The 21,784-nt window shown below is 70.2% G+C and carries 20 protein-coding genes; 10 read left to right on the forward strand and 10 right to left on the reverse strand.

Annotated features, from left to right (window positions below; translation table 11 throughout):
• Positions 1-54 precede the first annotated feature (54 nt).
• From EPD65_RS00550 to EPD65_RS00580, 7 genes are read right to left on the reverse strand one after another with little or no spacing between them, the layout of a single operon-like run.
• Positions 55-1,518, reverse strand: a complete 1,464-nt coding sequence (locus EPD65_RS00550) for an aldehyde dehydrogenase family protein (protein ID WP_131580884.1) — start codon at positions 1,516-1,518, stop codon at positions 55-57.
• Positions 1,519-1,550: 32 nt separating this feature from the next.
• Positions 1,551-2,648, reverse strand: a complete 1,098-nt coding sequence (locus EPD65_RS00555) for a Zn-dependent alcohol dehydrogenase (protein WP_131580886.1) — start codon at positions 2,646-2,648, stop codon at positions 1,551-1,553.
• A complete protein-coding gene (locus EPD65_RS00560) occupies positions 2,645-3,415 on the reverse strand; it encodes an enoyl-CoA hydratase/isomerase family protein (protein WP_131580889.1) in 771 nt (256 codons plus the stop codon). Before EPD65_RS00560 ends, EPD65_RS00555 begins: the two co-directional genes overlap by 4 nt.
• A complete protein-coding gene (locus tag EPD65_RS00565; protein WP_131580892.1) occupies positions 3,412-5,001 on the reverse strand; it encodes an AMP-binding protein in 1,590 nt (529 codons plus the stop codon). The genes EPD65_RS00560 and EPD65_RS00565 overlap by 4 nt, the downstream gene beginning before the upstream one ends.
• Positions 4,998-5,804: a gamma-glutamyl-gamma-aminobutyrate hydrolase family protein gene (locus EPD65_RS00570; RefSeq protein WP_131580895.1), complete on the reverse strand. Its 807-nt coding sequence runs from the start codon at positions 5,802-5,804 to the stop codon at positions 4,998-5,000. The genes EPD65_RS00565 and EPD65_RS00570 overlap by 4 nt, the downstream gene beginning before the upstream one ends.
• Complete coding sequence (locus EPD65_RS00575; RefSeq protein WP_131580897.1) at positions 5,804-7,156, reverse strand: glutamine synthetase family protein; 1,353 nt, start codon at positions 7,154-7,156, stop codon at positions 5,804-5,806. Before EPD65_RS00575 ends, EPD65_RS00570 begins: the two co-directional genes overlap by 1 nt.
• The gene (locus tag EPD65_RS00580) at positions 7,149-7,799 is read right to left on the reverse strand and encodes a hypothetical protein (protein WP_131580900.1); all 651 of its coding nucleotides are present in this window, start codon (positions 7,797-7,799) and stop codon (positions 7,149-7,151) included. The genes EPD65_RS00575 and EPD65_RS00580 overlap by 8 nt, the downstream gene beginning before the upstream one ends.
• A gap of 123 nt (positions 7,800-7,922) precedes the next feature.
• On the opposite strand from EPD65_RS00580, the gene EPD65_RS00585 reads away from it, so the two are divergent.
• The 8 genes from EPD65_RS00585 (at position 7,923) to EPD65_RS00620 (ending at position 17,445) form a co-directional block, all read left to right on the forward strand.
• Positions 7,923-9,362 carry an APC family permease gene (locus EPD65_RS00585; RefSeq protein ID WP_131580903.1) on the forward strand — a complete coding sequence of 480 codons (1,440 nt, stop codon included), beginning with the start codon at positions 7,923-7,925 and terminating at the stop codon, positions 9,360-9,362.
• Between the two features lie 88 nt (positions 9,363-9,450).
• Complete coding sequence (locus EPD65_RS00590; protein ID WP_131580906.1) at positions 9,451-9,849, forward strand: hotdog fold domain-containing protein; 399 nt, start codon at positions 9,451-9,453, stop codon at positions 9,847-9,849.
• 29 nt (positions 9,850-9,878) lie between these two features.
• A complete protein-coding gene (locus EPD65_RS00595) occupies positions 9,879-11,399 on the forward strand; it encodes a flavin-containing monooxygenase (RefSeq protein WP_131580908.1) in 1,521 nt (506 codons plus the stop codon).
• Positions 11,396-12,460, forward strand: coding sequence for an alpha/beta hydrolase (locus tag EPD65_RS00600; RefSeq protein ID WP_131580911.1), 1,065 nt, complete (start codon positions 11,396-11,398; stop codon positions 12,458-12,460). Before EPD65_RS00595 ends, EPD65_RS00600 begins: the two co-directional genes overlap by 4 nt.
• A gap of 5 nt (positions 12,461-12,465) precedes the next feature.
• Positions 12,466-13,830: a flavin monoamine oxidase family protein gene (locus tag EPD65_RS00605; RefSeq protein WP_131580913.1), complete on the forward strand. Its 1,365-nt coding sequence runs from the start codon at positions 12,466-12,468 to the stop codon at positions 13,828-13,830.
• 19 nt (positions 13,831-13,849) lie between these two features.
• Positions 13,850-15,238 carry an adenylate/guanylate cyclase domain-containing protein gene (locus EPD65_RS00610; RefSeq protein ID WP_165872830.1) on the forward strand — a complete coding sequence of 463 codons (1,389 nt, stop codon included), beginning with the start codon at positions 13,850-13,852 and terminating at the stop codon, positions 15,236-15,238.
• On the forward strand, positions 15,174-16,370 hold the full coding sequence (locus tag EPD65_RS00615; RefSeq protein WP_131580918.1) for a coiled-coil domain-containing protein: 1,197 nt from the start codon (positions 15,174-15,176) through the stop codon (positions 16,368-16,370). Before EPD65_RS00610 ends, EPD65_RS00615 begins: the two co-directional genes overlap by 65 nt.
• Before the next feature lies 1 nt (position 16,371).
• A complete protein-coding gene (locus tag EPD65_RS00620) occupies positions 16,372-17,445 on the forward strand; it encodes an AI-2E family transporter (protein WP_131580920.1) in 1,074 nt (357 codons plus the stop codon).
• A 6-nt stretch (positions 17,446-17,451) separates the two neighbouring features.
• On the opposite strand, the gene EPD65_RS00625 is transcribed toward EPD65_RS00620, so the two are convergent.
• Complete coding sequence (locus tag EPD65_RS00625; protein WP_207891358.1) at positions 17,452-18,414, reverse strand: DMT family transporter; 963 nt, start codon at positions 18,412-18,414, stop codon at positions 17,452-17,454.
• Positions 18,415-18,453: 39 nt separating this feature from the next.
• On the opposite strand from EPD65_RS00625, the gene EPD65_RS00630 reads away from it, so the two are divergent.
• On the forward strand, positions 18,454-18,996 hold the full coding sequence (locus EPD65_RS00630) for a CGNR zinc finger domain-containing protein (RefSeq protein ID WP_131580923.1): 543 nt from the start codon (positions 18,454-18,456) through the stop codon (positions 18,994-18,996).
• A 24-nt stretch (positions 18,997-19,020) separates the two neighbouring features.
• Here EPD65_RS00630 and EPD65_RS00635 read toward each other — a convergent pair whose 3' ends face one another.
• Positions 19,021-19,794, reverse strand: coding sequence for an alpha/beta fold hydrolase (locus EPD65_RS00635; protein ID WP_207891359.1), 774 nt, complete (start codon positions 19,792-19,794; stop codon positions 19,021-19,023).
• Between the two features lie 38 nt (positions 19,795-19,832).
• Here EPD65_RS00635 and EPD65_RS00640 point away from each other — a divergent pair, with 38 nt between their 5' ends.
• Complete coding sequence (locus EPD65_RS00640; protein ID WP_131580929.1) at positions 19,833-20,567, forward strand: MBL fold metallo-hydrolase; 735 nt, start codon at positions 19,833-19,835, stop codon at positions 20,565-20,567.
• Positions 20,568-20,631: 64 nt separating this feature from the next.
• Here EPD65_RS00640 and EPD65_RS00645 read toward each other — a convergent pair whose 3' ends face one another.
• A complete protein-coding gene (locus EPD65_RS00645; protein WP_131580932.1) occupies positions 20,632-21,714 on the reverse strand; it encodes a 3-hydroxyacyl-CoA dehydrogenase family protein in 1,083 nt (360 codons plus the stop codon).
• Positions 21,715-21,784: the final 70 nt, after the last annotated feature.

A 21,784-nucleotide genomic window follows, 5' to 3' on the forward strand; every position in this document is an offset into this window, starting at 1 on the left:
ACGACGTTCGACGGGGGTGGCGGCAGGGACCGCCACCCCGTCTCACGTGTGCTGTCAGATCGGCAGGTCCGGCGAGTCCACCCCCACGACGCGGTCACCGCAGAACACCCGCACGGACTCCACGGAGCCGTGGCCACCGATGCCTGAGGGACCCCAGAAGCTCTGCGCCGAGTCGTCGCCGAGGTCGGCGATCTTCGCACCGTTGACGCGCACCTCTCCCGCGATGATCCGCGAGCCGACCTCGATCGCGCGGTCGGTGTCGGCGCCGAAGACGTAGGCGTCCAGACCGGAGGGACTCGCGTTCGCGATGCGCAGTGCCTCGTCCTCGGAGTCGACGGGGTGCAGGGAGACCAGCGGACCGAACAGCTCGGCGGTCGCCTTCTCCGGGTCTGCGCCGACGGCGAGGGTGGGCGACATGAAGAGGCCGCTGAGGTCCGGCAGCTGCGCCGGCCGGTGGATCGTCGCTCCGAGCTCCCACAGCCCCTCGATCCGACCCTGCAGGGTGGCGAAGTGCGGTCGGTTGGAGATCGGTCCCACCTCGGATGCCTCGTCCAGCGAGTGCCCCACGACGACCTTCGACAGCCGCTCGGTGAGCGCCTCGACGAGCGGCTCCACCAAAGCACGTGGCGCGAGCACCTTGCCCGGTCCCTCACACCACTGGCCATTGATCTTCGTCATGCCCTCGAGGATGCCGTCGGCGGTGACGTCGATGTCGGCGTCCTCGAGCACGATCACCGGGTTGTTTCCGCCGAGCTCGAGCTGCAGGACCTTGAAGTCCTCGATGCCGGCGCGCGCGATGGCGCGGCCGGCTCCTGGCCCACCCGTGAACGAGACGACCTTGACCCGTGGGTCGGAGGTCAGCCGCGCGCCTACCTCACCCGTGCCGTGGACCAGCTGCAGGGCCCCGCTCGGGAGCCCCGCCTCGACGAAGCACTCGGCGACGATCTGCGCACTCGCGGGTGCGTGCTCGGACGGCTTCAGGATCACCGGGCAGCCGGCCGCGATGGCGCTGACGACCTTCGCCGCCGGGATGAAGCTCGGCCCGTTCCATGGCGTGAGGATCGCTGCCGGCCCCCACGGCACCTTGTAGCGGCGCACGTCGCGTCCACCTGCCGCCAGCGCGGTGACCCGGGGGATGGCCACGAGGTCGGACGCCGTCGCGCGGATCCGGTACGGCAGGAACGACGCCACCGTGCGCGTGGAGCTGATCGGCGTGCCACTCGTGAGCGAGTCCGTCCGCGCGATCTCCTCGGTTCGGGCCTCGAGCAGCGTCGCGACGCGCTCCAGGACCTCGGCTCGCTCGCGCCGCGCGTCCTCGTCCCAGCGGCCGACGTCGTACGACGCCTCGGCGTGCCGCAGCGCTCGCTCGAGGTCGTCCGGCGTCGTCGTGACGGTTCGGTGAATCGGCTCGAGGGTGTTGGGGTCGACGTTCCAGGAATCATCGACGACTGCGCAGTCGCTCCACTCGTCGGCGATGTAGTTCACCGGCTGCGGCAACGTGTTGTCGGGGCTGGTCATGGCAGGTCACCTCTTCGGGCGGGGGTGGGCGGTCAGGACTGGAGGTCGACGACGATGCGGGTCACGTCGCCGGACTTCATGAGCTCGAAGCCCTCGTTGATCTCGGCGAACGGGATGACCCGCGTGACCATCTCGTCCAGCAGCAGGCGGCCCTGCTGGTAGAGCCGGGCGAACTGGGCGATGTCCTCGCGTGCCTGCCCCGAACCCATGTAGGAGCCGATGAGGCGCTTCTCCTGGAAGAAGAAGTCGAGGGCCGGCACACTGAGCTCCGTGCCCATGGGCGCGATCCCCACGAGGCACGCCGTGCCCGTCGCGCGTGCGAGGGCGAGTGCCGTCTGTGCGGTGCGTGCCGAGCCGACCGCCTCGAACGCATAGTCGACGCCGTCACCGAGCAGGCGATGAAGCTCCTCTACGGTGTCGCCCTCTCCGCCGTTGATCACGTGGGTGGCGCCGTAGGTGAGGGCCGCCTTGAGGCGGTCCTCGTCGAGGTCGATGGCGACGATCGCCGAGGCGCCAGCCAGCCGGGCACCCTGAATGATCGCGGAGCCGACACCGCCGCAGCCGATGACCGCGACCGTGCTGCCGGGCCGCACCTGGGCACCGCGGAAGACGGCGCCGACACCGGTCACGATGCAGCAGGAGAGCAAGCACCCCACGTGCAGCGGGACGTCGTCGGGGAGCTTCACCACGGCGTTGTCACGCATCAGGATGTGCTGCGAGAACGCACCCACTGAGGCGAGCCGCTCGATGGGCCTGCCGTCCAGGGTCTCGAAGGCGGGCCGCTGCCTCCGGCGTACGTCGTCGAGCCGGAGGCACTGCGTCGAGTGCCCCGCCTCGCAGTTGACGCAGCGGCCACAGGAAGGCGTCAGCGCCCCGGTGACCCGGTCACCCACCTGGAGTGACGTCACCTCCGACCCCACCGCCTCGACGACGCCGGCCACCTCGTGGCCGACGACGACCGGAAGCTCGGTGGGCACGGTGCCGGTCATGTAGTGGAGGTCGCTGTGGCACAGGCCCACGCTGCTGACCGCAATGCGCACCTCGTGCGGTTCCGGATCGTCGACCCGGATGGTGGTCAGCTCGAGCGGCTTGTTGACGGCGGTGAGGACCGCCGCGGTGGTCTCGATCATCCTGTTGTCTCCTTGGTTGTCCAGAAGCCGGCGATGCCGGCGGTGAGCACGCCGCTGTCCCACGACGCCTGGGCCGCGATGTCCTCGCGGGCGAAGGCCGCCTCGATCTCCTCGAGGAGGGGACGCAGCAGGGTGAGGTGGAGGGCGGTGGTGTTGCCGTCCGGCGTCCATGCCCGGACCGTCTGGATGGCGCGGTCGACGAGGGCGTCCGGCTCGACGAGCTCGTCGACCAGGCCAATACGGAGCGCCTCGTCGGCAGTGACGCGCGGGGATCCGAGGACGATGTGGGTCGCGTGGTTGCCCACCAGGCGCCGGAGCAGGAAGCTCGAGGCGTTGGAGATGGTGATGCCGCGGCCGTTCTCCGGCTGGTAATAGACGGTCGCCGGCGTCCCTATCCGGGCGTCGCAGCACAAGGTGATCTCGGAGGCCCCGCCGACCGCGATGCCGTTGACGGCAGCGATCACCGGCACGCGCGTCTCGAGGATCGCGCGGGTGATGTCGTGGAAGCTCGCGAAAGCCTCGTGGAACTCCGCCTCGGTCGTCGGCGGGGCGGAAAGGTCCTCGCCGGCCGAGAACGCCCGCCCCTCACCGGTGAGCACGATGCCACGCACGGTCTCCCCCACGCCGAGCTCGCGGATGACCTCTGCCAGGCGCAGGCGCGTGGCGACGTCCATCGCGTTGAGCTTCTCCGGGCGCCGCAGGGTCAGCACGGCGACGCCCTCACGGATGTCGACGTCCAGGTGTCCGCCTGTGGCGGGTGCGGTCATGGCTGCACCCTCCGTACGGCGAAGTCGTGCGTGGTGCCCGGCTGCTGCTTCGCCCGCGCCTTGAGGGCGGGCTTCGCCACCCGCTCGGAGGGCGTGCGTGGGAAGTCAGCAACGAACTCGACATAGCGCGGCACCTTGAAGCGGGCGAGCTGGATGGCAGCCTCGTCGAGGATGCTGCGCGCGGTCTCGCGATCTGCCGGCACCCCGGGGGCGAGCTGGAGGAACGCCTTCACCTCCTCGCCGAGCACCGCGTCGGGCTCGGCGACGACGGCAGCGCCGACGACGCGCTCGTCGCGCTCGAGGACGGCCTCGACCTCGACGCAGGCCACGTTCTCGCCGCCACGACGGACCATGTCCTTGATCCGACCCACCAGCTGGATGCCGCCTTCGGGGCGACGGACGGCGACGTCGCCCGTGTGGAGCCAGCCGTCGCGCAGCACCTCGGCGGTGGCCTCCGGCCGGTTCCAGTAGCCGCTCATCATCGGTACGCCGGAGACGACCAGCTCGCCGGGCTCCCCTGCTGCCACCTCGTGGCCGGCGGGGTCGACGATGCGGGCCTTCTTGCTGGCCACGGGATGGCCCAGGCTCCCGCTACCGACCGTGGTGGTCTCCTCGAACGACGTGTAGAGGTCGACGCCTGTCTCGGTCATCCCGTAGATCTCGCGCCACGGGGCACCCCACCGCTCCTCGAGCTGGGCATGCAGGCCTGTCGGGATGCCCGAGCAGAAGACCATGCGGACGTCGTTGTCACGGTCCTCGGCCGAGTGCGGTTGCTTGAAGAGCAGCGTCGGCATGGAGCCGAGGACATAGAAGAACGTCGCCCGGTGGCGGCGTACGTCGGCGATGAAGGTCGAGGCGGAGAAGCGCGGGAGCATAACCAGCGGCGCGCCCACGGTGAGGGCGAGCGCGACGTTCCATTGCGGGTCCATGTAGGAGAACGGCTGGGAGGTGATCAGCACGTCGTCGTCACCGAGGCCGGTCGCCGCAGCGCACAACCAGCCCAGCCGGACCCAGTAGTCCTGGGTGAGCATGCATGCCTTGGGGAAGCCGGTCGTGCCGGAGGTGTACTGCAGGTTCGCAAGCGTCGTGGCCTCGACGGCGACGTCGGGGGCGAGGTCCGCAAAGGCTTCCGACCCGTCGTCGGCGACATCGAGGATCCGGACCCCTTCGAGCCCCGGCTCCCCGGCGAGGACGCTGCCGACGAGCGCAGTGTGGTCTTCATCGGTGACGACCACACGCGCTCCCGAGTCGCGCAGGACGAAGTCGAGGTCCGCGCGCTGGTAGGACGAGTTGACCGGCACGACGACCGCGCCGGCCTTCTGCGCGGCGAGCCAGGTCACCGGCCAGTGCACGACGTTCGGCAGCATGATCGCGACGCGGTCACCGGGCTCGATGCCGTCGAGCTCGATCAGCCGGCGCGCCAGCCGTGAGGTCCAGGCGTCGACTTCGGCGAAGGTCCACGACCCGTCGCCGAAGCGGAGGAACTCCCCGTCCGCAGCATCCACCGCCCGCTGGGCGAGCAGTGCCGTGAGCGTCGGGATGGTGGGGGTGTCTGCCGCCTGGTCGGGCTTCACTGCCGGAGTCACTGCATGCTCCTCTGCATCTCGGTATCGGTGCCGCTGGTCAGGTGCTCGGTCGCAGCTCGCACGATCCAGCTCATCGCCGGGTCGTCGCTGGCCATCCACTCCGGGTGCCACTGGACGCCGAGGACCGGTGCTCCGGGGAGCTCCACCGCCTCGACGACGCCGTCGCCCGCGCGGCCGGTCACGAGCAGACCAGTGCCGCAGACGTCGACGGCCTGGTGGTGCCACGAGTTGGTCTGGGCCTGCTCACCGAAGAGGCTGCGGGCGAGCGACCCCGCCGCGAAGGTCACGACGTGGTCGGCCGTGCCGTCAGTCGGCGCGGTCGCGGACGACAGGTGGCTCACGGGCCCCTCGGGGAGGTCAGCCACCAGGGTGCCGCCGAGGGCGACGTTGAGCACCTGGAGGCCGCGACAGACGCCCAGCACGGGGATACCGCGCTCGAGGGCGGCCCGCACCAGGGCGATCTCGTAGGCGTCGCGGTCCACGTCGTGCACCTGCGTGTTGGTGCGGGGGTCGATGTCGCGTACGACGGAGGTGTCGCCGCCCCAGCACGCGGGGTGGACGTCCTGGCCGCCTGCGATCACGACGCCCGAGAGCCACTCGCACGCAGCCGTCGCCTCCGCGTCGTACGACAGGGTGACCGGCACTCCCCCTGCACCCGCGATACGGGAGGCGAAGTCGGAGAGCGACGTGTCGATGCACCGGTCGCCGTACCTCGGATCGGCGCCGTCGATGAGGGAGAGCCGGAACCGGCGGCCGGTGATGCCGATCAGGGGCCGCCGGTCCGGAGCCTGGCGAGCACCCATCACGGGAACTCGAAGTAGCGCGTTGACTCCCACGCGGAGAGCTCGGCGAACGGGTCGCCACCCTTGGTGTGGAACTCCATCCACTCCCAGCGGCGGGACGCGACCCAGAAGTCGACGAACTCGTCGCCGAGGTACTCGCGCAGGAGCGGGTCGGCATCCAGGGCGGCGCCGGCCTTGGACATCGTGTCGGGGATCCGCTTCACGACACCGTCGTCGGGCAGGCACCACGCCATGTCGGACACCTGCGCGGGCGGCTCGAGCTCCTTCTCGATACCGGCGAGCACGCCGGCGAGCACCACCGCGAGGGCGAAGTAGGGGTTCACGTCCGAGCCCGGCAGGCGGTACTCGAGCCGCGAGTACTTCGGGTGCCCGGTGATCGCGCGCACGGCAGCGGTCTTGTTGTTGACGCCCCAGGTCACGGTGGTCGGCGGGCCGGTGAGGTCCACGAGGCGCCTGTACGACGTGATCTGCGGCATCACGACCGAGGTCGCGCCCTCCATCGTGGCGAGCAGCCCGGCGACGGCCCGCTCCATCAGCGCCGAGGGACCGTCCTCCGCGAAGAACTGGTTCACCCCGTCCTTCTGGAGCGAGAGGTTGATGTGCGCACCCTGGCCGAAGCCCGCGGTGGGCTTGGCCATGAACGAGACGGTGTGACCCAGCTCGAAGGCGACCTCACGCATCACCTGACGCGTCCGCGCCCAGCCGTCACAGAGGCGGAGCGGGTCGGTCGGCGCAAGGTTGAGCTCGGTCTGGCCGGGAGCGGCCTCGTCAGTCCACGCCTCCCAGGTGATGCCGAGCTCGTCGAGGCGAGCGACGACCGCCTCCATGTAGTCGATCCAGTCCTTCGACCGCGCGAGGTGGTACGTCGCGCCGGTGCTGCCGCCGAGCGGCGTCAGGTCGCGGTAGCCACGGGCCCGCGCCTCATGGACCGACTCCTCGAAGAGGGTCGCCTCGATCTCGACGGCGGCCGTCGCGGTGTAGCCATGAGCGGCGAGCTTCTCGAGGAGGCCGCGCACCATGTTGCGCGGACAGATCGGGACCGGTCGGCCGTCCTTGAGCCAGTAGTCGCCGATGACGGAGTCGAGACCCGGCTTCCACTCCACGAGCGTGGACATGTCCGGGACCATCTGGATGTCGTAGAGGTTGCCGCGCCAGTCGGGGAACGCATCGCCCAGGACGATCTCGTTGTTGAGGTCGATCGCGAAGAGGATGTCGGCGAAGGCGAAGCCGGAGTCCTTGCCGGAGGCGAACTTCGCCGGCGTCACGTTCTTGCCGAGCAGGCTGCCCTCGTGGTTGGTCGCCTCGAGGCGGATGGCGGTTGCGCCGCGCGTGGGCTGGGTCAGGTCAGACATCGAAACGCACCTTCCAGGAAGCGGCCGTCATGACGGAGAGCTGGGACAACGTGCCCTTGACCTGCACTCCGGCGGCCAGGGCGGCGGGGAGGTCGTCGGCGCCCGTGAAGATGCCGGCGAGGAGGTCGGCAGGGCCGGCCAGGAGGTACTCGGTGGCACCGACGCCGAAGCGTCCGTGCTCGATGCCATCCGGTCCGACGGCATCGACCACGAGCACGTCCGGGATCCCCGCGATCTCGCGCGTCTCGTTCCAGAAGCTCGCGGCGGCCTCGCGCCAGTGCGGCAGCGGGGGCTGAAGGGCGCTGAGCGCCGCAGCCGCGAGAACGCCGTCGCCCTCCACCTCCTGCACAGAGGCGAAGCGGGCGTGCACGTCGACGACGACGGTGGCGTCGGGGACGACGCGTACGCCGCTCGCGACCTCGACCGTGCCCTCCCCGAGGGTGATCGTCGCCGCCTGCGGCGTGTCGTGGGAGCGGACGGCGACGGCGCCGGCAGCGCCGCCCAGCACCTCGACCGCGTGCCCGGTCCGGGCGGCCCGGCGCAGCGCCTGCGCGATCTGGCGGACGAACGGCGTCGCGTCGTCCTCGATCGCGATGGCCAACGCGGCGCCCTCCCTCGCGAGGAGTGTCGTGGTCTCGGTCATCCGTCGTCCCTTTCAGCCCGGAGCAAGCTTGATTTCCAAAACCTTGTCATATGACTCAGTCATTTGACAAGGTTCTCCTTCAAACAACCCGATCCCCCGGGATCCAGCGAGCGGAGAGACGTCATGACCCAGCAGCAGGCCCCTCTTGCACCACCGCCCAGGGAGGCGGGCGCCGGACTGGTCGGCACGCTCGGCGTGCCCCAGATCGTCTTCATGGTGGTGGCAATGGCCGCTCCCCTGACCGTGGTCGCCGGCCTGATCCCGATCATGCTGGCGGTCGGCAACGGGCTCGGCGTTCCACTCGACTTCGTCGTGGTGGGCGCGATCCTCATGCTCTTCACCATCGGGTTCTCGGCGATGACACCCGAGGTCAAGGACGCCGGCGCGTTCTACTCCTACGTCCAGAAGGGCCTGGGCACCGTCGCTGGCTTCGGCGCCGCAGCACTGGCGATCGCCACCTACAGCTTGCTGCTCGTCTCGGTCTCCGCCTACCTCGGCGCAGCCGCCGAGAGCGCGCTGGCGACCCTCGCCGGCATCGACCTTCCGTGGTGGTCACTGTCGGGCGCCTGTCTGCTCGCGATTGCCTTCCTCGGCTACCGCAACATCGAGATGAGCGCCAAGGTCCTCGGAGCCCTCCTCGTCGCCGAGGTCCTCATCGTCGCCGTGCTCGACCTCGCGATCGTCGCGCGCGGCGGCGAGCACGGCCTCTCGGCGAAGCCGTTCACCTGGGACTCGTTCACCACGGGCGCCGTGGGCACCGGCGTCATGTTCGCGATCTTCGGCTTCATCGGCTTCGAGGCCACGGCCGTCTTCCGCTCCGAGGCCCGCAATCCCGACGTGACCATCCCCCGCGCGACGTACGCCGCAGTCCTGCTCATCGGTGGCCTCTACGCCTTCACTGCCTGGGCAGTCATCGTCGGTGCCGGCACCGGCGATGTGGTGGCGCTCGCCGGGGCCGACCCCCAGGCGTTCACGCCCGACCTGACGGCGACCTACGTCTCGACGTTCGCGCACGACGCGATCCAGGTGCTGCTCGCGACCAGCTTCTTCGCCTGCGTGCTCACCGCCCACAACGTCGTCTCGCGCTACCTCTTCACGCTCGCCCGCCAGGGCGCCCTGCCCGCGCGCTTCGGCACCGCCCACCCGCGGCACGGCTCGCCGTACGTCGCATCGGTGATCACCTCCCTCGTCGTGTCGGCCGCTCTCACCGCACTCGCACTCTTCCGCCTCGATCCCGTGCTCGAGATCTATGCCTGGCTCGGCGGCGCAGGCACGCTCGGCCTGATCCTGCTGCTGACCCTCACCTCGGTCGCAGTGGTCGTGCACTTCCGGCGCAGCCGCGGTCTCGTGTCGGCCTGGAAGGGGACCATCGCGCCCGGTATCGCGTCGGCGAGCCTCGCCGCGATCCTCGTCCTGGTGGTGCACAACTTCGAACTGCTCATCGGATCGCGTCCCATCGCGACGCTCCTGCTCGGACTGGTCGCCGCCGCCTGGGTCGTCGGCCTGGCGTGGGGCGTCGGCATGCGCGGCCGACTCCGCTCCGCGAGTCGCGACCTTTCCTGACACGACGTCATGCCAACCCCTTGACCCGGTCAGAGGGTTGGCTGATACTCAGTCGTACGACTTAATCATTTGACCGATAAGGATCGTCGTGAACGTCATCCACCAGCGCTACGTCGCCTACTCCGACGCGCACTACGCCGGCAACCTGGTCGACGGTGCGTTCAGCCTGAAGCTCTTCGGCGACGCCGGCACCCACCTGGCGATCGCGATGGACGGCCACGAGAGCCTCTTCGCCGGCTACGCGTCGGTCGAGTTCCTCGAGCCGGTCCGGGGCGGCGACGTCATCGAGACCGAGGCGCGCCTCGCCAGCAAGGGCAACCGCAGCCGGACCATCGACTTCGAGCTCCGGATCATCGCCCGCTCCCTCGACGACTCCGGCCGTGCCGAGATCCTCGCCGAGCCGATCGTCGCCACCCGCGCCCGCGGCACGGGCGTCATCCCCTCCTCCACGTCTGACGAGCGCTCCGGCCTCGCCCACCACCGCTGATCCAGCACAACTGAGAAGGAAGTGCAGCAATGAACCAGACCATCGCAACGGAGTACGCCGACATCGTCGTCATCGGTGCCGGCCTCTCCGGCATCGGCGTGGCCAAGCACCTGACCGAGGCGTTCCCCGGCAAGGAGTTCCTCCTGCTCGAGGCCCGTGCCGCGGTCGGTGGCACGTGGGATCTCTTCCGCTACCCGGGCATCCGCTCCGACGACTCCGTGCACACCTACGGCTACGACTTCAAGCCGTGGCTGCACAAGGAGGCGATCGCTGGCGGCGACCTGATCCGCGGCTACATCCAGGAGACGGTCGAGGAGTTCGGTCTCGACAAGATCCTTCGCCTCGGGCACCGGGTCACGGCGGCCGACTGGTCGAGCGAGGACGCGCTCTGGACGCTCCAGGTCACCGTGACCGACGAGGCGGGCACCGAGACCCAGAAGACCATCCGCGCCGGGTTCGTCTTCAGCGGTACCGGCTACTACAAGTACGACGAGGGCTTCGAGCCCCGCTTCGAGGGTCGCGACGACTTCCAGGGCGACATCCTCCACCCTCAGCACTGGCCCGAGGACTACGACTACAGCGGCAAGCGCGTGGTGATCATCGGCAGCGGCGCGACGGCAGTCACGATGCTCCCCGCGATGCTGAACGGCGAGGGCGCGGCTGCCCACGTCACCATGCTCCAGCGCACGCCGAGCTACGTGGCGTCGATGCCCCGCGTGGACAAGATCGCGCAGTTCTTCCTGGCCGTCTTCGGCAAGAAGCTCGGCTACCGCCTCACCCGGTTCAAGAACATCTGGCGCGACCACTTCCTGGTCTCCGTCCTGGTGAAGTTCCCGAACTTCGGGCGCAAGCTGCTGCGCAGCCTGACCGCCAAGGAGCTGCCCGGCTTCGACGTCGACACCCACTTCGCCCCGCCGTACAGCCCGTGGGACCAGCGCCTCTGTGCGACCCCCGACGGTGACTTCTTCCAGGCGATCCGCGAGCACGACGCCGATGTCGTGACCGACCAGGTCGAGCGGTTCACCGAGAAGGGGATCCTCCTGAAGTCCGGCAGGACGCTGGAGGCCGACATCATCGTCACCGCGACCGGCCTGGTCATGCAGATGCTCGGCGGCATCCAGCCGACCGTGGACGGCACCCCGGTCAAGGTCTCCGACTCCGTCCTCTACCGAGGCTCGCTCATCTCCGGCGTGCCGAACTGGGCGATGATGCTCGGCTTCACGAAGGCCACCTGGACGCTGCGGATCCGCAACGTCGCGCGCCTCGCCATTGAGGTCATCCGGGAGATGGACCGCAAGGGCTACGACATCGCACTGCCGGTCGCCCCCGAGGGCATGCCGACCACGCCGCTCTTCGACCTCTCGGCCGGCTACATGCAGCGCGCGCAGGCAGACCTCCCCCGTCAGGGCACCGGACTGCCGTGGCAGATGCACACCACGTTCGTGAAGGACAACCGGCTCTTCAAGGGACGGCTGGTCCACGACGACATCCACTTCGCGAAGCGCACGGCGACGGCGCCGCGCCTGGTCAGCGTGGAGGCGGCGTCATGAGCGAGCAGAAGTTCACCCTGGGCCAGCGGTTCCAGCGAGCCCTCCTGGTCTTCCTGAGCCGCCTGCCGGCCGGCCTCCAGCGCCTGCTGGCCAAGCCGGCCACCAACGCCGCAGGCGACACGATGCCAGCCGACCTGGCGCTGCTGATGAAGCTCGGCGAGTCAGGCCCCGACTACAGCGACCTCCCACCCGTGGAGGCCCGCGAGACGACCGAGCGGGACCTCGCACTCTTCGCGGCCCGGATCCAGCCCTGTGCCGTCGAGGAGGAGATCGTCGTCTCCGACGCCGTGCAGCTCACCCGCTACAGCACCGGTACGCCGGAGCGCGGGCTGATCCTCTTCTTCCACGGTGGCGGCTTCGTGATCGGCAGCCGCGCCAGCTACACGGCTCCCGCACGGATGCTGGCGCACGGCACCGGCGCGGACGTCGTGTCGGTCGAGTACCGGCTCGCCCCAGAGGCGCCGTTCCCGGCGGCCCAGGACGACGCGGTCGAGGCCTGGCGGTACGTCGTCGAGCACGCCGCCGCGTGGGGTGTGGCCCCGCACCGCATCGCCGTCGCGGGCGAGAGTGCCGGCGGCAACATGGCCGCCGTCCTCTGCCAGCAGGTCCGCGACGACACGGTCCGGCCGATGCTCCAGGTCCTGATCCAGCCGGTGACCGACCTCGTCGAGCACCGGCCCTCCCAGGACGAGTTCGCGGGCTCCCCCGCCCTCTCCGCCAAGCAGGTCGCGTGGTTCGTCCAGAACTACCTGCCGGCAGGGACCAACCCGGCCGACCCGCGCGTCTCGCCGTACCGGGCGTCCTCCCTGGCAGGACTGCCGCCGGCCATCCTCAACCTGGCGGGCTTCGACCCGCTGCGCGATGACGGTCTCGACTACGCGACGGCGCTGCTCGAGGCCGGAGTGCCGACCCAGGTCGACCTCGAGCCCGGCCTGGTCCACGGCTACCTCTCCTACACCGCCGTCAGCCCGAGCTGTCGGAAGGGGACCGAACGGCTCGTCGCCTCAATCTCCGACGCGTTCGACCGCACGCCTCACACAACCACCACGAAGGCGAGCTGAGCATCATGGCCAGGTCAGCCAAGGGGAAGATCCGCGAGGAGACCCACGAGGCCGTCGTCATCGGCGCCGGCATGGCCGGCCTGATGGCCGCGACGACGCTCAACGGCCGTGACGTCGTCGTCCTCGAGGCGAGCGATCGCGCCGGAGGCCGTGTCGACACGGTCCGCCAGGGCGACTACTGGATCAACGTCGGCACCCAGTTCACGGAGGGCACCGGTCCGCTGATCGACGCGCTCCACCGCCACGAGGTCCCGCTCGGCACGCTGGAGGGCAAGTCCGTCGCGCTCCACCTCGGCGGCAAGCAGGTGGACACGTCCAACCCGTTCGCCCTGATGTTCACGTCGAAGATGACCTGGCGCGACCGCTACGGCCTGGCCGTCGTCGGCACCCGGATCCTCGCCAACGTCCCCTTCCTCGAGATGAGCGAGACGAACCGCTGGGCCAACCGCGTCCGCGCCAAGCTCGACCGCCGGCGCGCCGACTTCGTCCTCAAGGGCGTCAGCTCCGAGCTCACGCACGAGATGGTCCGCTCGTGGTCGGGACAGTGGATGGGCTGCGAGCCGGAGGAGACCGCTGCGCGTCAGTTCGTCTTCTCCATGGGCATCCTGCTCACTGACCCGGAGAAGGTGCCCAACCTGACCCTGCCCCAGGGCGGCAACCAGACGCTGACCGACATCCTCGCCGAGGACCTGGGCGACAAGATCCGGCTCAGCTCCCCCGTGCACACGGTGGAGTGGACGGACGACGGAGTCGTCGTCGACTACCAGGACGCCGACGGCCCGGTCCGGATCCGTGCGCAGCGGGCCATCGTGGCCGTGCCGGCCGACATCGCGGTCAAGATCATGCCCGGGCTGCCTGCGGAGTACCGGACGGCGCTCGAGTCGATTCACTACGGCCGCTACGTCGTCGTGGGCTTCTTCACCCACGAGGAAGGCGCGCCCCAGCGATGGGACGACTACCTCGCGGTGTCGACCCCGGGTCGCTCCTTCCAGGCGATCTTCAACCACGCCGCCGCCGTACGCCGCGGCCCGCGCAAGCCGGGCGGTGCGCTGGCCTGCTTCGCGGGCGGCGCGGAGGCGGACCGGCTCTTCGAGCTCACCGACGAGGAGATCGTCGCCCGGTTCACCGCGGACCTCCTCGAGGTCTACCCGGAGCTCGAGGGCAAGGTCGACGCGGGCATCCTCCGTCGTCACCCGCGGGTCGTTCCGTTCTGGGGACCCGACGGCCGTGCCTCGCTCGAGACGCTCAAGCAGCCCCTCGGCCCGGTTCACCTCGCTGGCGACTACGCGCTCGACATGCCGTCGCTGGCCGATGCGGCAGCGTCGGGCGAGCAGGCAGCCCACCGCGTCATGGCGAGCCTGCGGTCATGACCGGCAGCGGTTGTCGGCCATGAGGAAGCTCCCCCTGTCCTTCCGTGATCCTGCGGAGGAACGGGCCTTCCTCGAGGCCGACAACCGTGCCGCTGTCGCCCGCGGGCGTGCCTGCGTACTCCTGGCGCTCGTCATGAGCGCCCCGTTCCTGACCTTCGACGTCCTGCTGAGCGGTGGCCGTGCGGTAGTCATGGCAGTCCTCGCCGCGGGGTGCGCCGCCCTCGTTGCGGTTGCGGTGGTCACGACCTGGTGGCGGAACGTCGCGCGACACATCCAGCTCGTGATCGTGAGCGTGGTGGTCCTCTACTCCTGGGGTGCCTCGGCCACCGCCACGCTGACGCGCATCTCCCCCGACGATGCCGCGTTCAGCTCGATCCTGCTGTTGCTGGCCCTGGTCGGGGTCGCGCGCGTGCGGTTCGTGTCCGCGCTCGTCGCGACGGCGCTCGCCCTGCCACCGGCCCTCGTCGTCCTCGTCCTCGCCCACCCCGGCGTGAGCCACTCCCTCGTCCTGAACCTGATGTGCTTCACGGCGTTCAGCGTGCTCGACGTGACGATCGCCCTCGCTCTCGAACGCTCCCGCCGGCGCACCTTCCTGGCGCACCGCGCACTGGCCGCCGAGCGCAGGCGATCCGAGCGGCTGCTGCACACGGTCATCCCCGAGGACGTCGCGCGGCGTCTCGCGACGAGCCCCCTGCCGATCGCCGACACGTACGACGACGTGACCGTCCTCTTCGCAGACATCGTCGGCTTCACGCCCCTCGCCGCGTCCCTGCCCGCCGCCGAGGTGGTCCGCCTCCTCGACCTCCTCTTCGGCCGCTTCGACGACCTCTGCGCGGTCCACGGGATGGAGAAGATCAAGACGATCGGCGACGCGTACATGGCGGTGGCCGGCATCCGACCCTCCACGGACCATGCCGCTCGCGCGGTGGCTCTGGCGCTGGCCATGCAGCGCGAAGCCGCCGACCTGGCCTCCTCGTGGCCCGCCGACCTCGCGCTGCGGATCGGGATCAGCTCCGGCCCCGTCGTCGCCGGGGTCATCGGACGCCGGACGTTCGCCTTCGACCTCTGGGGAGACGCAGTCAACACGGCGAGCCGCATGGAGGCCCATGGCCGGGCCGGGCGCATCCACGTCTCCGCGGACACGCATGACCTGCTGGCCGATCGCTACGACTTCAGCGGGCCGCACCTGACGGAGGTCAAGGGCAAGGGTGTGGTCCCGACGTACTTCCTCCTCGGACCTGGGGACAACCGCGGAGACGACCGTCACGTTGGGGTGAAAGGCTCCCCATCCCACCCGGAGCGTCGGCGTACGCCGCCTTGTCCTGAACCGGCAGACTGTCCCCATGAGCGACGACAGCCTCTCGATCTTCGGTCAGGACGCGGCCCCCAAGGCTGCCAACTCGGGTGACGTGGAGCGCACGCAGGTGATTCCTGTCGTGAAGGCGGGTTCCGCCCAGCCCAGCGCGCCTGCGCCGTCTGCACCTGCACGCCCCGCCGCGCCGGCCGCCTCGGCGCCCGCTTCGCCCTCTCCGGCGGCTCCGGCACGCCCCGCGACGCTCCCGGCCCTTCCCGTCGTGCGCCGCGGCTACGACGTCCCGGCGGTCGACAGCCTGCTGCGCCAGCTGGTGAGCGAGAAGGCCGGCCTGGGCAGCAGCCTGGGCGAGAGCGAGAAGCGCGTCATCGAGCTCGAGAAGCAGCTGAAGGCCCTCGAGGCCAAGCTCTCCGAGACCGAGGCCCCGACGTACGCCAGCCTCGGCGGCCGCGCCAACGAGCTGCTCCGCCTCGCCGAGGAGGAGGCCGACGACATCCGCAACGCCGCCGTCGCCGAGGCCACCGACATCCGGTCGCAGGCCACCAAGGACGCCAAGGCGATCCGCGCCGAGGCGACCCGCGAGGCCGAGGACATGCGCGTCGTACAGCTCAAGGAGCTCGACGAGCAGCGCACCCGGATCCTGGCTGACGCCGAGCAGGAGCGGACCCTCGCGCGCAGCGAGGCCGCCGACCACCGCGCGTCCGCGCAGCGCGAGGCCGACCAGCACCGCCTGGCCGCCCAGCAGGAGACCGCCGAGCTCCGCACGTCCGCGCAGCGCGAGGCCGAGAAGGCCCGGGCCGCTGCCGACCGCGAGGTCCAGGAGGCCCGCCGCACCCTCGCCGTGGAGAAGGAGCGCCTCGCCAAGGAGGCCGCCGACCACCACTCGACCGCCCTCGCCGAGACCAACCGTCTCGTCAAGGAGGCCGAGGACCGCTCCACCGCCGCCGAGAAGCGCGCCGGCGAGGCGATCGCCCAGGCCAACGCCCAGCGTCAGCAGGCCCAGACGGAGTCCGACGCCCTGCTGGTCCGCGCCCGTCGCGAGGCCGAGCAGATCGTCGCGTCCGCCCGCTCGCAGGCCGAGAACCTCACCGCCTCCGGCCAGGCCGAGGCGGAGCGCGAGCTCACTGACGTCCGCAACGAGGTCGCCCGCCTCGGCAAGCGCCGCGACGCGATCGTCGCGCAGCTCGCGCAGCTCCGCGACGTCGTCGCCGGTTTCGGCGAGGAGTGACGTGGCGGCTCCGCAGAAGCCGGGCGGCTCGGCGCTCTCCCACGGCCCGTTCTACCTCGGTTTCTTCGGAGCCCTCGGCGCGCTCACGGCGTTCTGGCTGTGCAGCCAGGTGCTGGCCGTCGGCCACATCCTGGTCCTGATCGCGGTCTCGCTCTTCCTCGCTGCCGGCCTCAACCCCGCGGTCACCTGGATCACGCGCCGCCGGATCCGCGGCCGCAGCCTGCGGCGTCACTGGGCGCTGCTGATCGTCATCTCGCTGGTCATCGGGGTCCTCGCCCTCTTCGTCTCGGCGATCGTGCCGGTCATCGGCGACCAGGTCGCCCTGATCACCAAGCACGCGCCCGGCTGGCTCGACCAACTGCAGCACAACCGTCAGATCCAGAAGTGGAACGACGAGTTCGGGCTGATCGAGAAGGCGAAGGAGTACATCCAGAACGGCGACCTCGGGAAGCAGCTGTTCGGCGGCGTCCTCGGTTTCGGCCTGGCCGTGCTCTCCGCACTCGGCAACGCCTTCATCGTCATCGTCCTGACGCTCTACTTCCTCGCCTCCATCGACTCGACGAAGGCGGCGCTCTACGAGCTCGCGCCGGCGTCGCGTCGCGCGCGCGTCGCCGAGCTCGGAGACCGGATCTTCACCAGTGTCGGCGGCTACGTCTCCGGCGCCTTCGTCGTCGCGCTCTGCGCCGGCATCAGCTCGCTGATCTTCCTGTTCGCCATCGGCCTGGGTCAGTACGCCGTGGCGCTGGCGTTCACGGTCGCCCTGCTCGACGTGATCCCCATGATCGGCGCGACGATCGGCGCCGTGGTCGTCACCGCGATCGGCTTCGCGACCGACGTGCGGATCGGCATCGCCTGCGCGATCTTCTACATCGTCTACCAGCAGGTCGAGAACTACGTGATCTACCCCAAGGTCATGAAGCGCTCGGTCAACGTGCCCGGTTCGGTCACGGTCATCGCGGCCCTCATCGGCGCCGCGCTCCTCGGCGTGGTCGGCGCGATGCTGGCGATCCCGACGGCCGCCGCGATCCTGCTGCTCCTGCGCGAGATCGTGATCAAGCGGCAGGACGCCGCCTGACCCGGCTCAGGCCGCAACCGGCGGTATCGCCGGCTCCTCGCTGATCGCCACGATCTCCTCCGGCTCCCCGAGCTTCACGAGGACGACGCCTGCGAGGATGCCGACCCCACCGAGCCCCTGGACCAGGTGCGGCTCCTGTCCGAGCAGGATCCATGCCGTGTGGAGCGCAGCAACCACCTCGAGCAGCGCCACGAACGACGCGAGACGCGATCCGAGCAGCCGCGAGCCATTGATGCCCGACAGGTAGGCGATCGCCGTCGCGACGACGCCGACCAGGACCAGCGGCACCCAGAACGGCGCCTCGAGCTCCCGGAAGTGCACCGGCGTGGTGGTTGCGTGCATCTCGAGCACCCCGGTCCACCCGAGGACGGCCAGGATCGCGGCGCCGAGCACGAACCCTGTCCCCGCGAGCGCCACCGGCGGGAGCTCGGTGTGCTGTGCCGAGGCGATGAAGTAGACGGCGCAGCCGACCATCGCCGCGAGGGCCCAGATCACCCCGGCCATGCTGACGTCGTTGCTGCCCGAGAAGACGTCGAGCACGAAGAGCAGGCCGACGAGGGCCACGCCACCGCCAGCCGCCGTGAGGACGGTCGGTCGCTGACCGTGGCGGAGCCAGAGCCAGACGAGGACGAGCACGGGCGCGGTGTACTCGATCAGCAGCGCGACGGCCACGTCCATGTGCGCGACCGCGCTGTAGTACGAGAACTGGGTGAACGCCACCACCACGACGCCGTACGCCGCGACCAGGCGCGCCTCGCTCCGCAGCAGCGACCACCGACCGCGCAGTGCCCGCAGCGTCAGGGGAAGCAGCACGAGCGAGGCCACGATGACACGGCACAACACGACTGCCGCCGGAGACCAGCCAGTGTCGAGCAGCGGACGGGCCAACGTGCCGGAGAACCCGAAGGTCGCCGCCGCCACGACGGACCAGAGCAGCCCTCGACGCATGTCATGAGTCATTCCCAGCATGACACATGACGGTAGGCGGCTCTTCGGTAGCCTGTCAAAGTGCTTTTCGCCCATGACACCGAGATGAACCTGAAGGCCGCCACCGCGCTGGTCAACAGCCTCTTCTCGAGCCCGCGCGACAGCGACCGGCTCTCGACGACAGATGACCTCGACGAGTTCTTCCGCGAGCACTCCTACAACTTCGCACCGCGCGCGACGACGGAGCTGCTGGGCGAGGTGCAGGCACTGCGCGCGCCCCTGCGCGACCTGCTCACGTCGCCGCGCGACGAGGCCGCAGAGACGGTCAACGCCTGGCTCTCCGAGGCCGGCGCACTCCCCCAGCTGGTCCGCCACGACGCCCTCGACTGGCACGTGCACGCCGTGCCGACCGACGCCCACGTGCCCGTGCAGATGCGCGTCGAAACCGCCATGGCGCTGATCGACCTGATCCGCTCCGACGAGCTGAGCCGACTGGCCGTCTGCGCCGACGAGCAGTGCGAGGGCATCGTCCTGGACCTGTCGCGCAACCGGTCCCGGCGGTTCTGCTCGACCACGTGCGGCAACCGCGCCGCGGTCGCGGCGTACCGGGCGCGCCAGTCCTGACGCGGCGCCGCTGAGTCAGCCGAGTCAGCCGACGAAGCGCTGGAGGACCTCGCGGAAGACCTCCGGCTGCTCGGAGTGCACCCAGTGCCCCGCGCCCTTGATCATCACCTTGCGCACGCGCGGGAAGAGCGCCTCCATCGCCGGCGCGTACTCGTCCTTCACATAGCCCGAGTCCGCCCCACCGACCCACAGCACGGGCCCGGCGTACGGCGGGAGGCCGGCGACTGCCTCGGCGGGCCAGCCCGAGATCGTGCCGAGCTCGTCGCGCAGCAGTGCGAGGTTGGGCTGCCACGCCCAGCCCTCCGGCGTACGACGAAGGTTCTGCAGGAGGAACGAGCGGACACCCGTGTCCGGCACGGCGTCGCGCAGCGCGGCGTCGGCGTCCTCGCGGGAGGCACCCGGGGCGAGGTCAGCACCCAGCATCGCGTCGATGTAGCCACGGAATCCCGAGCCGTTGGCATAGGCGACCGGCGCCATGTCGACGACCATCAGCCGCTCGACCAGCTCCGGGTGCCGCAGCGCCAGGATCATCGACGCCTTGGCACCCATCGAGTGTCCGACGAGGGCAACCGGGTCCGCGGGATCGAGCAGCTCGGCGACCTGGTCGGCCATCCAGACGTAGTCCATCCGGTCGCTCCACGGCGAACGCCCGTGGTTGGGCATGTCGACGAGCAGCACCCGGTGACGGGCCGCGAGCGCCCGCGCGTGCTGGGTCCAGTTGCGGCCCTGCCCGAAGAGACCGTGACAGAAGACGACCCGGCTGCCGGACTCGCCGTACGACGTGGTGTGGAGTGACACGGGCTGCAGTCTCCCACCATCCGCAGTAGCGTCGGCCCATGCCCCGCCTCACCGTCACGCAAGTCGCCGACGGCCTGCACCTCGCCTCGACCGGACTGGTCAACTGGATCCTCGCCGAGGAGGACGGGCAGGTCACGCTCGTCGACGCCGGCTATCCCGGCGATGCGTGCCGGGTCCGCGAGTCGCTCGACCGGATCGGCCGGACGATGGACGACGTCGCTGCCGTCCTCGTCACGCATGCCCACGTCGACCACATCGGCGGCATCGCGTGGAGTGGCCTGACCGCTCCCGTGCTGACAGGCGCCGACGAGGTGCCGCACGCCAAGCGCGAGTTCCTCCAGCAGGCGACCGAGAAGGACGTCCTGCTGCGCGCGTGGAACCCGCGTGTGCTGCTCTGGTCGCTCCGCATCCTCGCCGTCGGCGCGACCCGCGACGTCGCCATCTCGGACGTCACGGCCGTGGCATCGGGCACTCCCCTGGACCTCCCCGGCCGGCCCGTCGCGGTCCCGACGCCCGGGCACACGAGCGGCCACACGGCGTACCACTTCGGGGGTGCGGGGGCCGTCGCCACCGGTGACGCGCTGGTGACCGGACACCCCGTGACCGGCGTACGTCGACCGCACCTGCTGCCGGGCTTCTTCAGCCATGCGCCGGACGAGGTCGCCCGCGGCCTCGACGCGCTCACCGCGCTCGACGCCGATGCGGTGCTGCCCGGCCACGGGCCGCTGTGGCGCGGGTCGGTCCGCGACGCGGTGGAGCTGGCGCGGGCCTGAGGCTGAGAAAGCAGACGCGGCGCCGACCCGAAGGTCGACGCCGCGTCAGGGTTCAGTGACTGGCTCAGGCCGAGTAGTCGTAGAAGCCCTTCTTGGTCTTGCGGCCGAGCTCGCCCGCCTCGACCTTGGCGATCAGCGTCGCGGCCGGCTCGAACTCCGGGGCCTCGGCGCCGAAGGTCTCGAAGAGCTCCTTCTCGATGGCGAGCGAGACGTCGTTGCCGACGAGGTCGAGCAGCGCGAACGGACCCATCGGGAAGCCGGTCTGCTCCTTGATCGCGGCGTCGATCTCCTCCATGGAGGCCTGACCCGACTCGAGCAGCTTCACCGCGTCGTTGAGGTACGGGAAGAGGAGGCAGTTGACGATGAAGCCCGAGCGGTCACCACAGGAGACGGCGACCTTCTTGATGTTCGCGCAGAGGGCGAGCACGGTCTCGGCGACGTCGGCGCTGGTGGCCTCGGTCGTGACGACCTCGACCAGCTTGAGGATCGTGGCCGGGTTGAAGAAGTGCATGCCGATGACGGACTCGGGGCGGCTCGTGGCCTCGCCCAGCTTGGTGATCGGCATCGACGACGTCGTGGTCGCGAGGATCGCGCCCGGCTTGCAGATCCGGTCGAGGTCCTTGTAGAGCTCGGTCTTGATCGCGAGGTCCTCGGCGATGGCCTCGACGACGATGTCGACGTCGGCGAGCGCCTCACGCTCGGTCGAGCCGATCAGGCGGCCCAGGACGTCGGACTTGGCATCCTCGGTGAGGCGGCCCTTCTCGACGAGCTTGGACAGGCCCTTGTCGATGAAGGAGACGACACCGTCGAGCTTGTCCTGGCCACGGCCCACGTAGACGACGTCGTAGCCGGCCTGGGCGAAGACCTGGATCATGCCGGAGGCCATCGTGCCGGTGCCGACGACACCGACCTTGTTGATCTCGATCTTGAACTCGGCGGCAGCCGCGTCGGCCGCGCCGTCGGCCGGGGTGAAGATGCCGCGCTCCTGGGCGACCGTCATCGGGCCCTTCGGGTAGCCGCAGCCGTAGATCATGCCGTTGTCGATGTCGACGGCGGAGGCGTATCCCGCCTCGAACATGCGGATGGCGTGGTTGAGGTACGGCAGGATCAGCGTGTCGGCGATCTGCTCGTTGGTCAGGTCGGTCATGCGCGCGATCTTTCCACGGCGGCGGGATCCGGCGTACCCGCGCCCGGAGCGTGAGCAGGCCCGCGGCGTA

The organism is Nocardioides jejuensis, from assembly GCF_004337475.1.
Classification (GTDB): domain Bacteria; phylum Actinomycetota; class Actinomycetes; order Propionibacteriales; family Nocardioidaceae; genus Nocardioides; species Nocardioides jejuensis.

What these genes read in the sequence shown, in the direction of transcription:
- EPD65_RS00575 (WP_131580897.1), bottom strand. Translation starts at nt 7,156, where the DNA reads ATGTCTGACCTGACCCAGCCCACGCGCGGCGCAACCGCCATCCGCCTC.
- EPD65_RS00610 (WP_165872830.1), top strand. Translation starts at nt 13,850, where the DNA reads ATGAGGAAGCTCCCCCTGTCCTTCCGTGATCCTGCGGAGGAACGGGCC.
- EPD65_RS00550 (WP_131580884.1), bottom strand. Translation starts at nt 1,518, where the DNA reads ATGACCAGCCCCGACAACACGTTGCCGCAGCCGGTGAACTACATCGCC.
- EPD65_RS00580 (WP_131580900.1), bottom strand. Translation starts at nt 7,799, where the DNA reads ATGACCGAGACCACGACACTCCTCGCGAGGGAGGGCGCCGCGTTGGCC.
- EPD65_RS00555 (WP_131580886.1), bottom strand. Translation starts at nt 2,648, where the DNA reads ATGATCGAGACCACCGCGGCGGTCCTCACCGCCGTCAACAAGCCGCTC.
- EPD65_RS00640 (WP_131580929.1), top strand. Translation starts at nt 19,833, where the DNA reads ATGCCCCGCCTCACCGTCACGCAAGTCGCCGACGGCCTGCACCTCGCC.
- EPD65_RS00585 (WP_131580903.1), top strand. Translation starts at nt 7,923, where the DNA reads ATGACCCAGCAGCAGGCCCCTCTTGCACCACCGCCCAGGGAGGCGGGC.
- EPD65_RS00615 (WP_131580918.1), top strand. Translation starts at nt 15,174, where the DNA reads ATGAGCGACGACAGCCTCTCGATCTTCGGTCAGGACGCGGCCCCCAAG.
- EPD65_RS00570 (WP_131580895.1), bottom strand. Translation starts at nt 5,804, where the DNA reads ATGGGTGCTCGCCAGGCTCCGGACCGGCGGCCCCTGATCGGCATCACC.
- EPD65_RS00560 (WP_131580889.1), bottom strand. Translation starts at nt 3,415, where the DNA reads ATGACCGCACCCGCCACAGGCGGACACCTGGACGTCGACATCCGTGAG.
- EPD65_RS00600 (WP_131580911.1), top strand. Translation starts at nt 11,396, where the DNA reads ATGAGCGAGCAGAAGTTCACCCTGGGCCAGCGGTTCCAGCGAGCCCTC.
- EPD65_RS00595 (WP_131580908.1), top strand. Translation starts at nt 9,879, where the DNA reads ATGAACCAGACCATCGCAACGGAGTACGCCGACATCGTCGTCATCGGT.
- EPD65_RS00645 (WP_131580932.1), bottom strand. Translation starts at nt 21,714, where the DNA reads ATGACCGACCTGACCAACGAGCAGATCGCCGACACGCTGATCCTGCCG.
- EPD65_RS00605 (WP_131580913.1), top strand. Translation starts at nt 12,466, where the DNA reads ATGGCCAGGTCAGCCAAGGGGAAGATCCGCGAGGAGACCCACGAGGCC.
- EPD65_RS00625 (WP_207891358.1), bottom strand. Translation starts at nt 18,414, where the DNA reads ATGCTGGGAATGACTCATGACATGCGTCGAGGGCTGCTCTGGTCCGTC.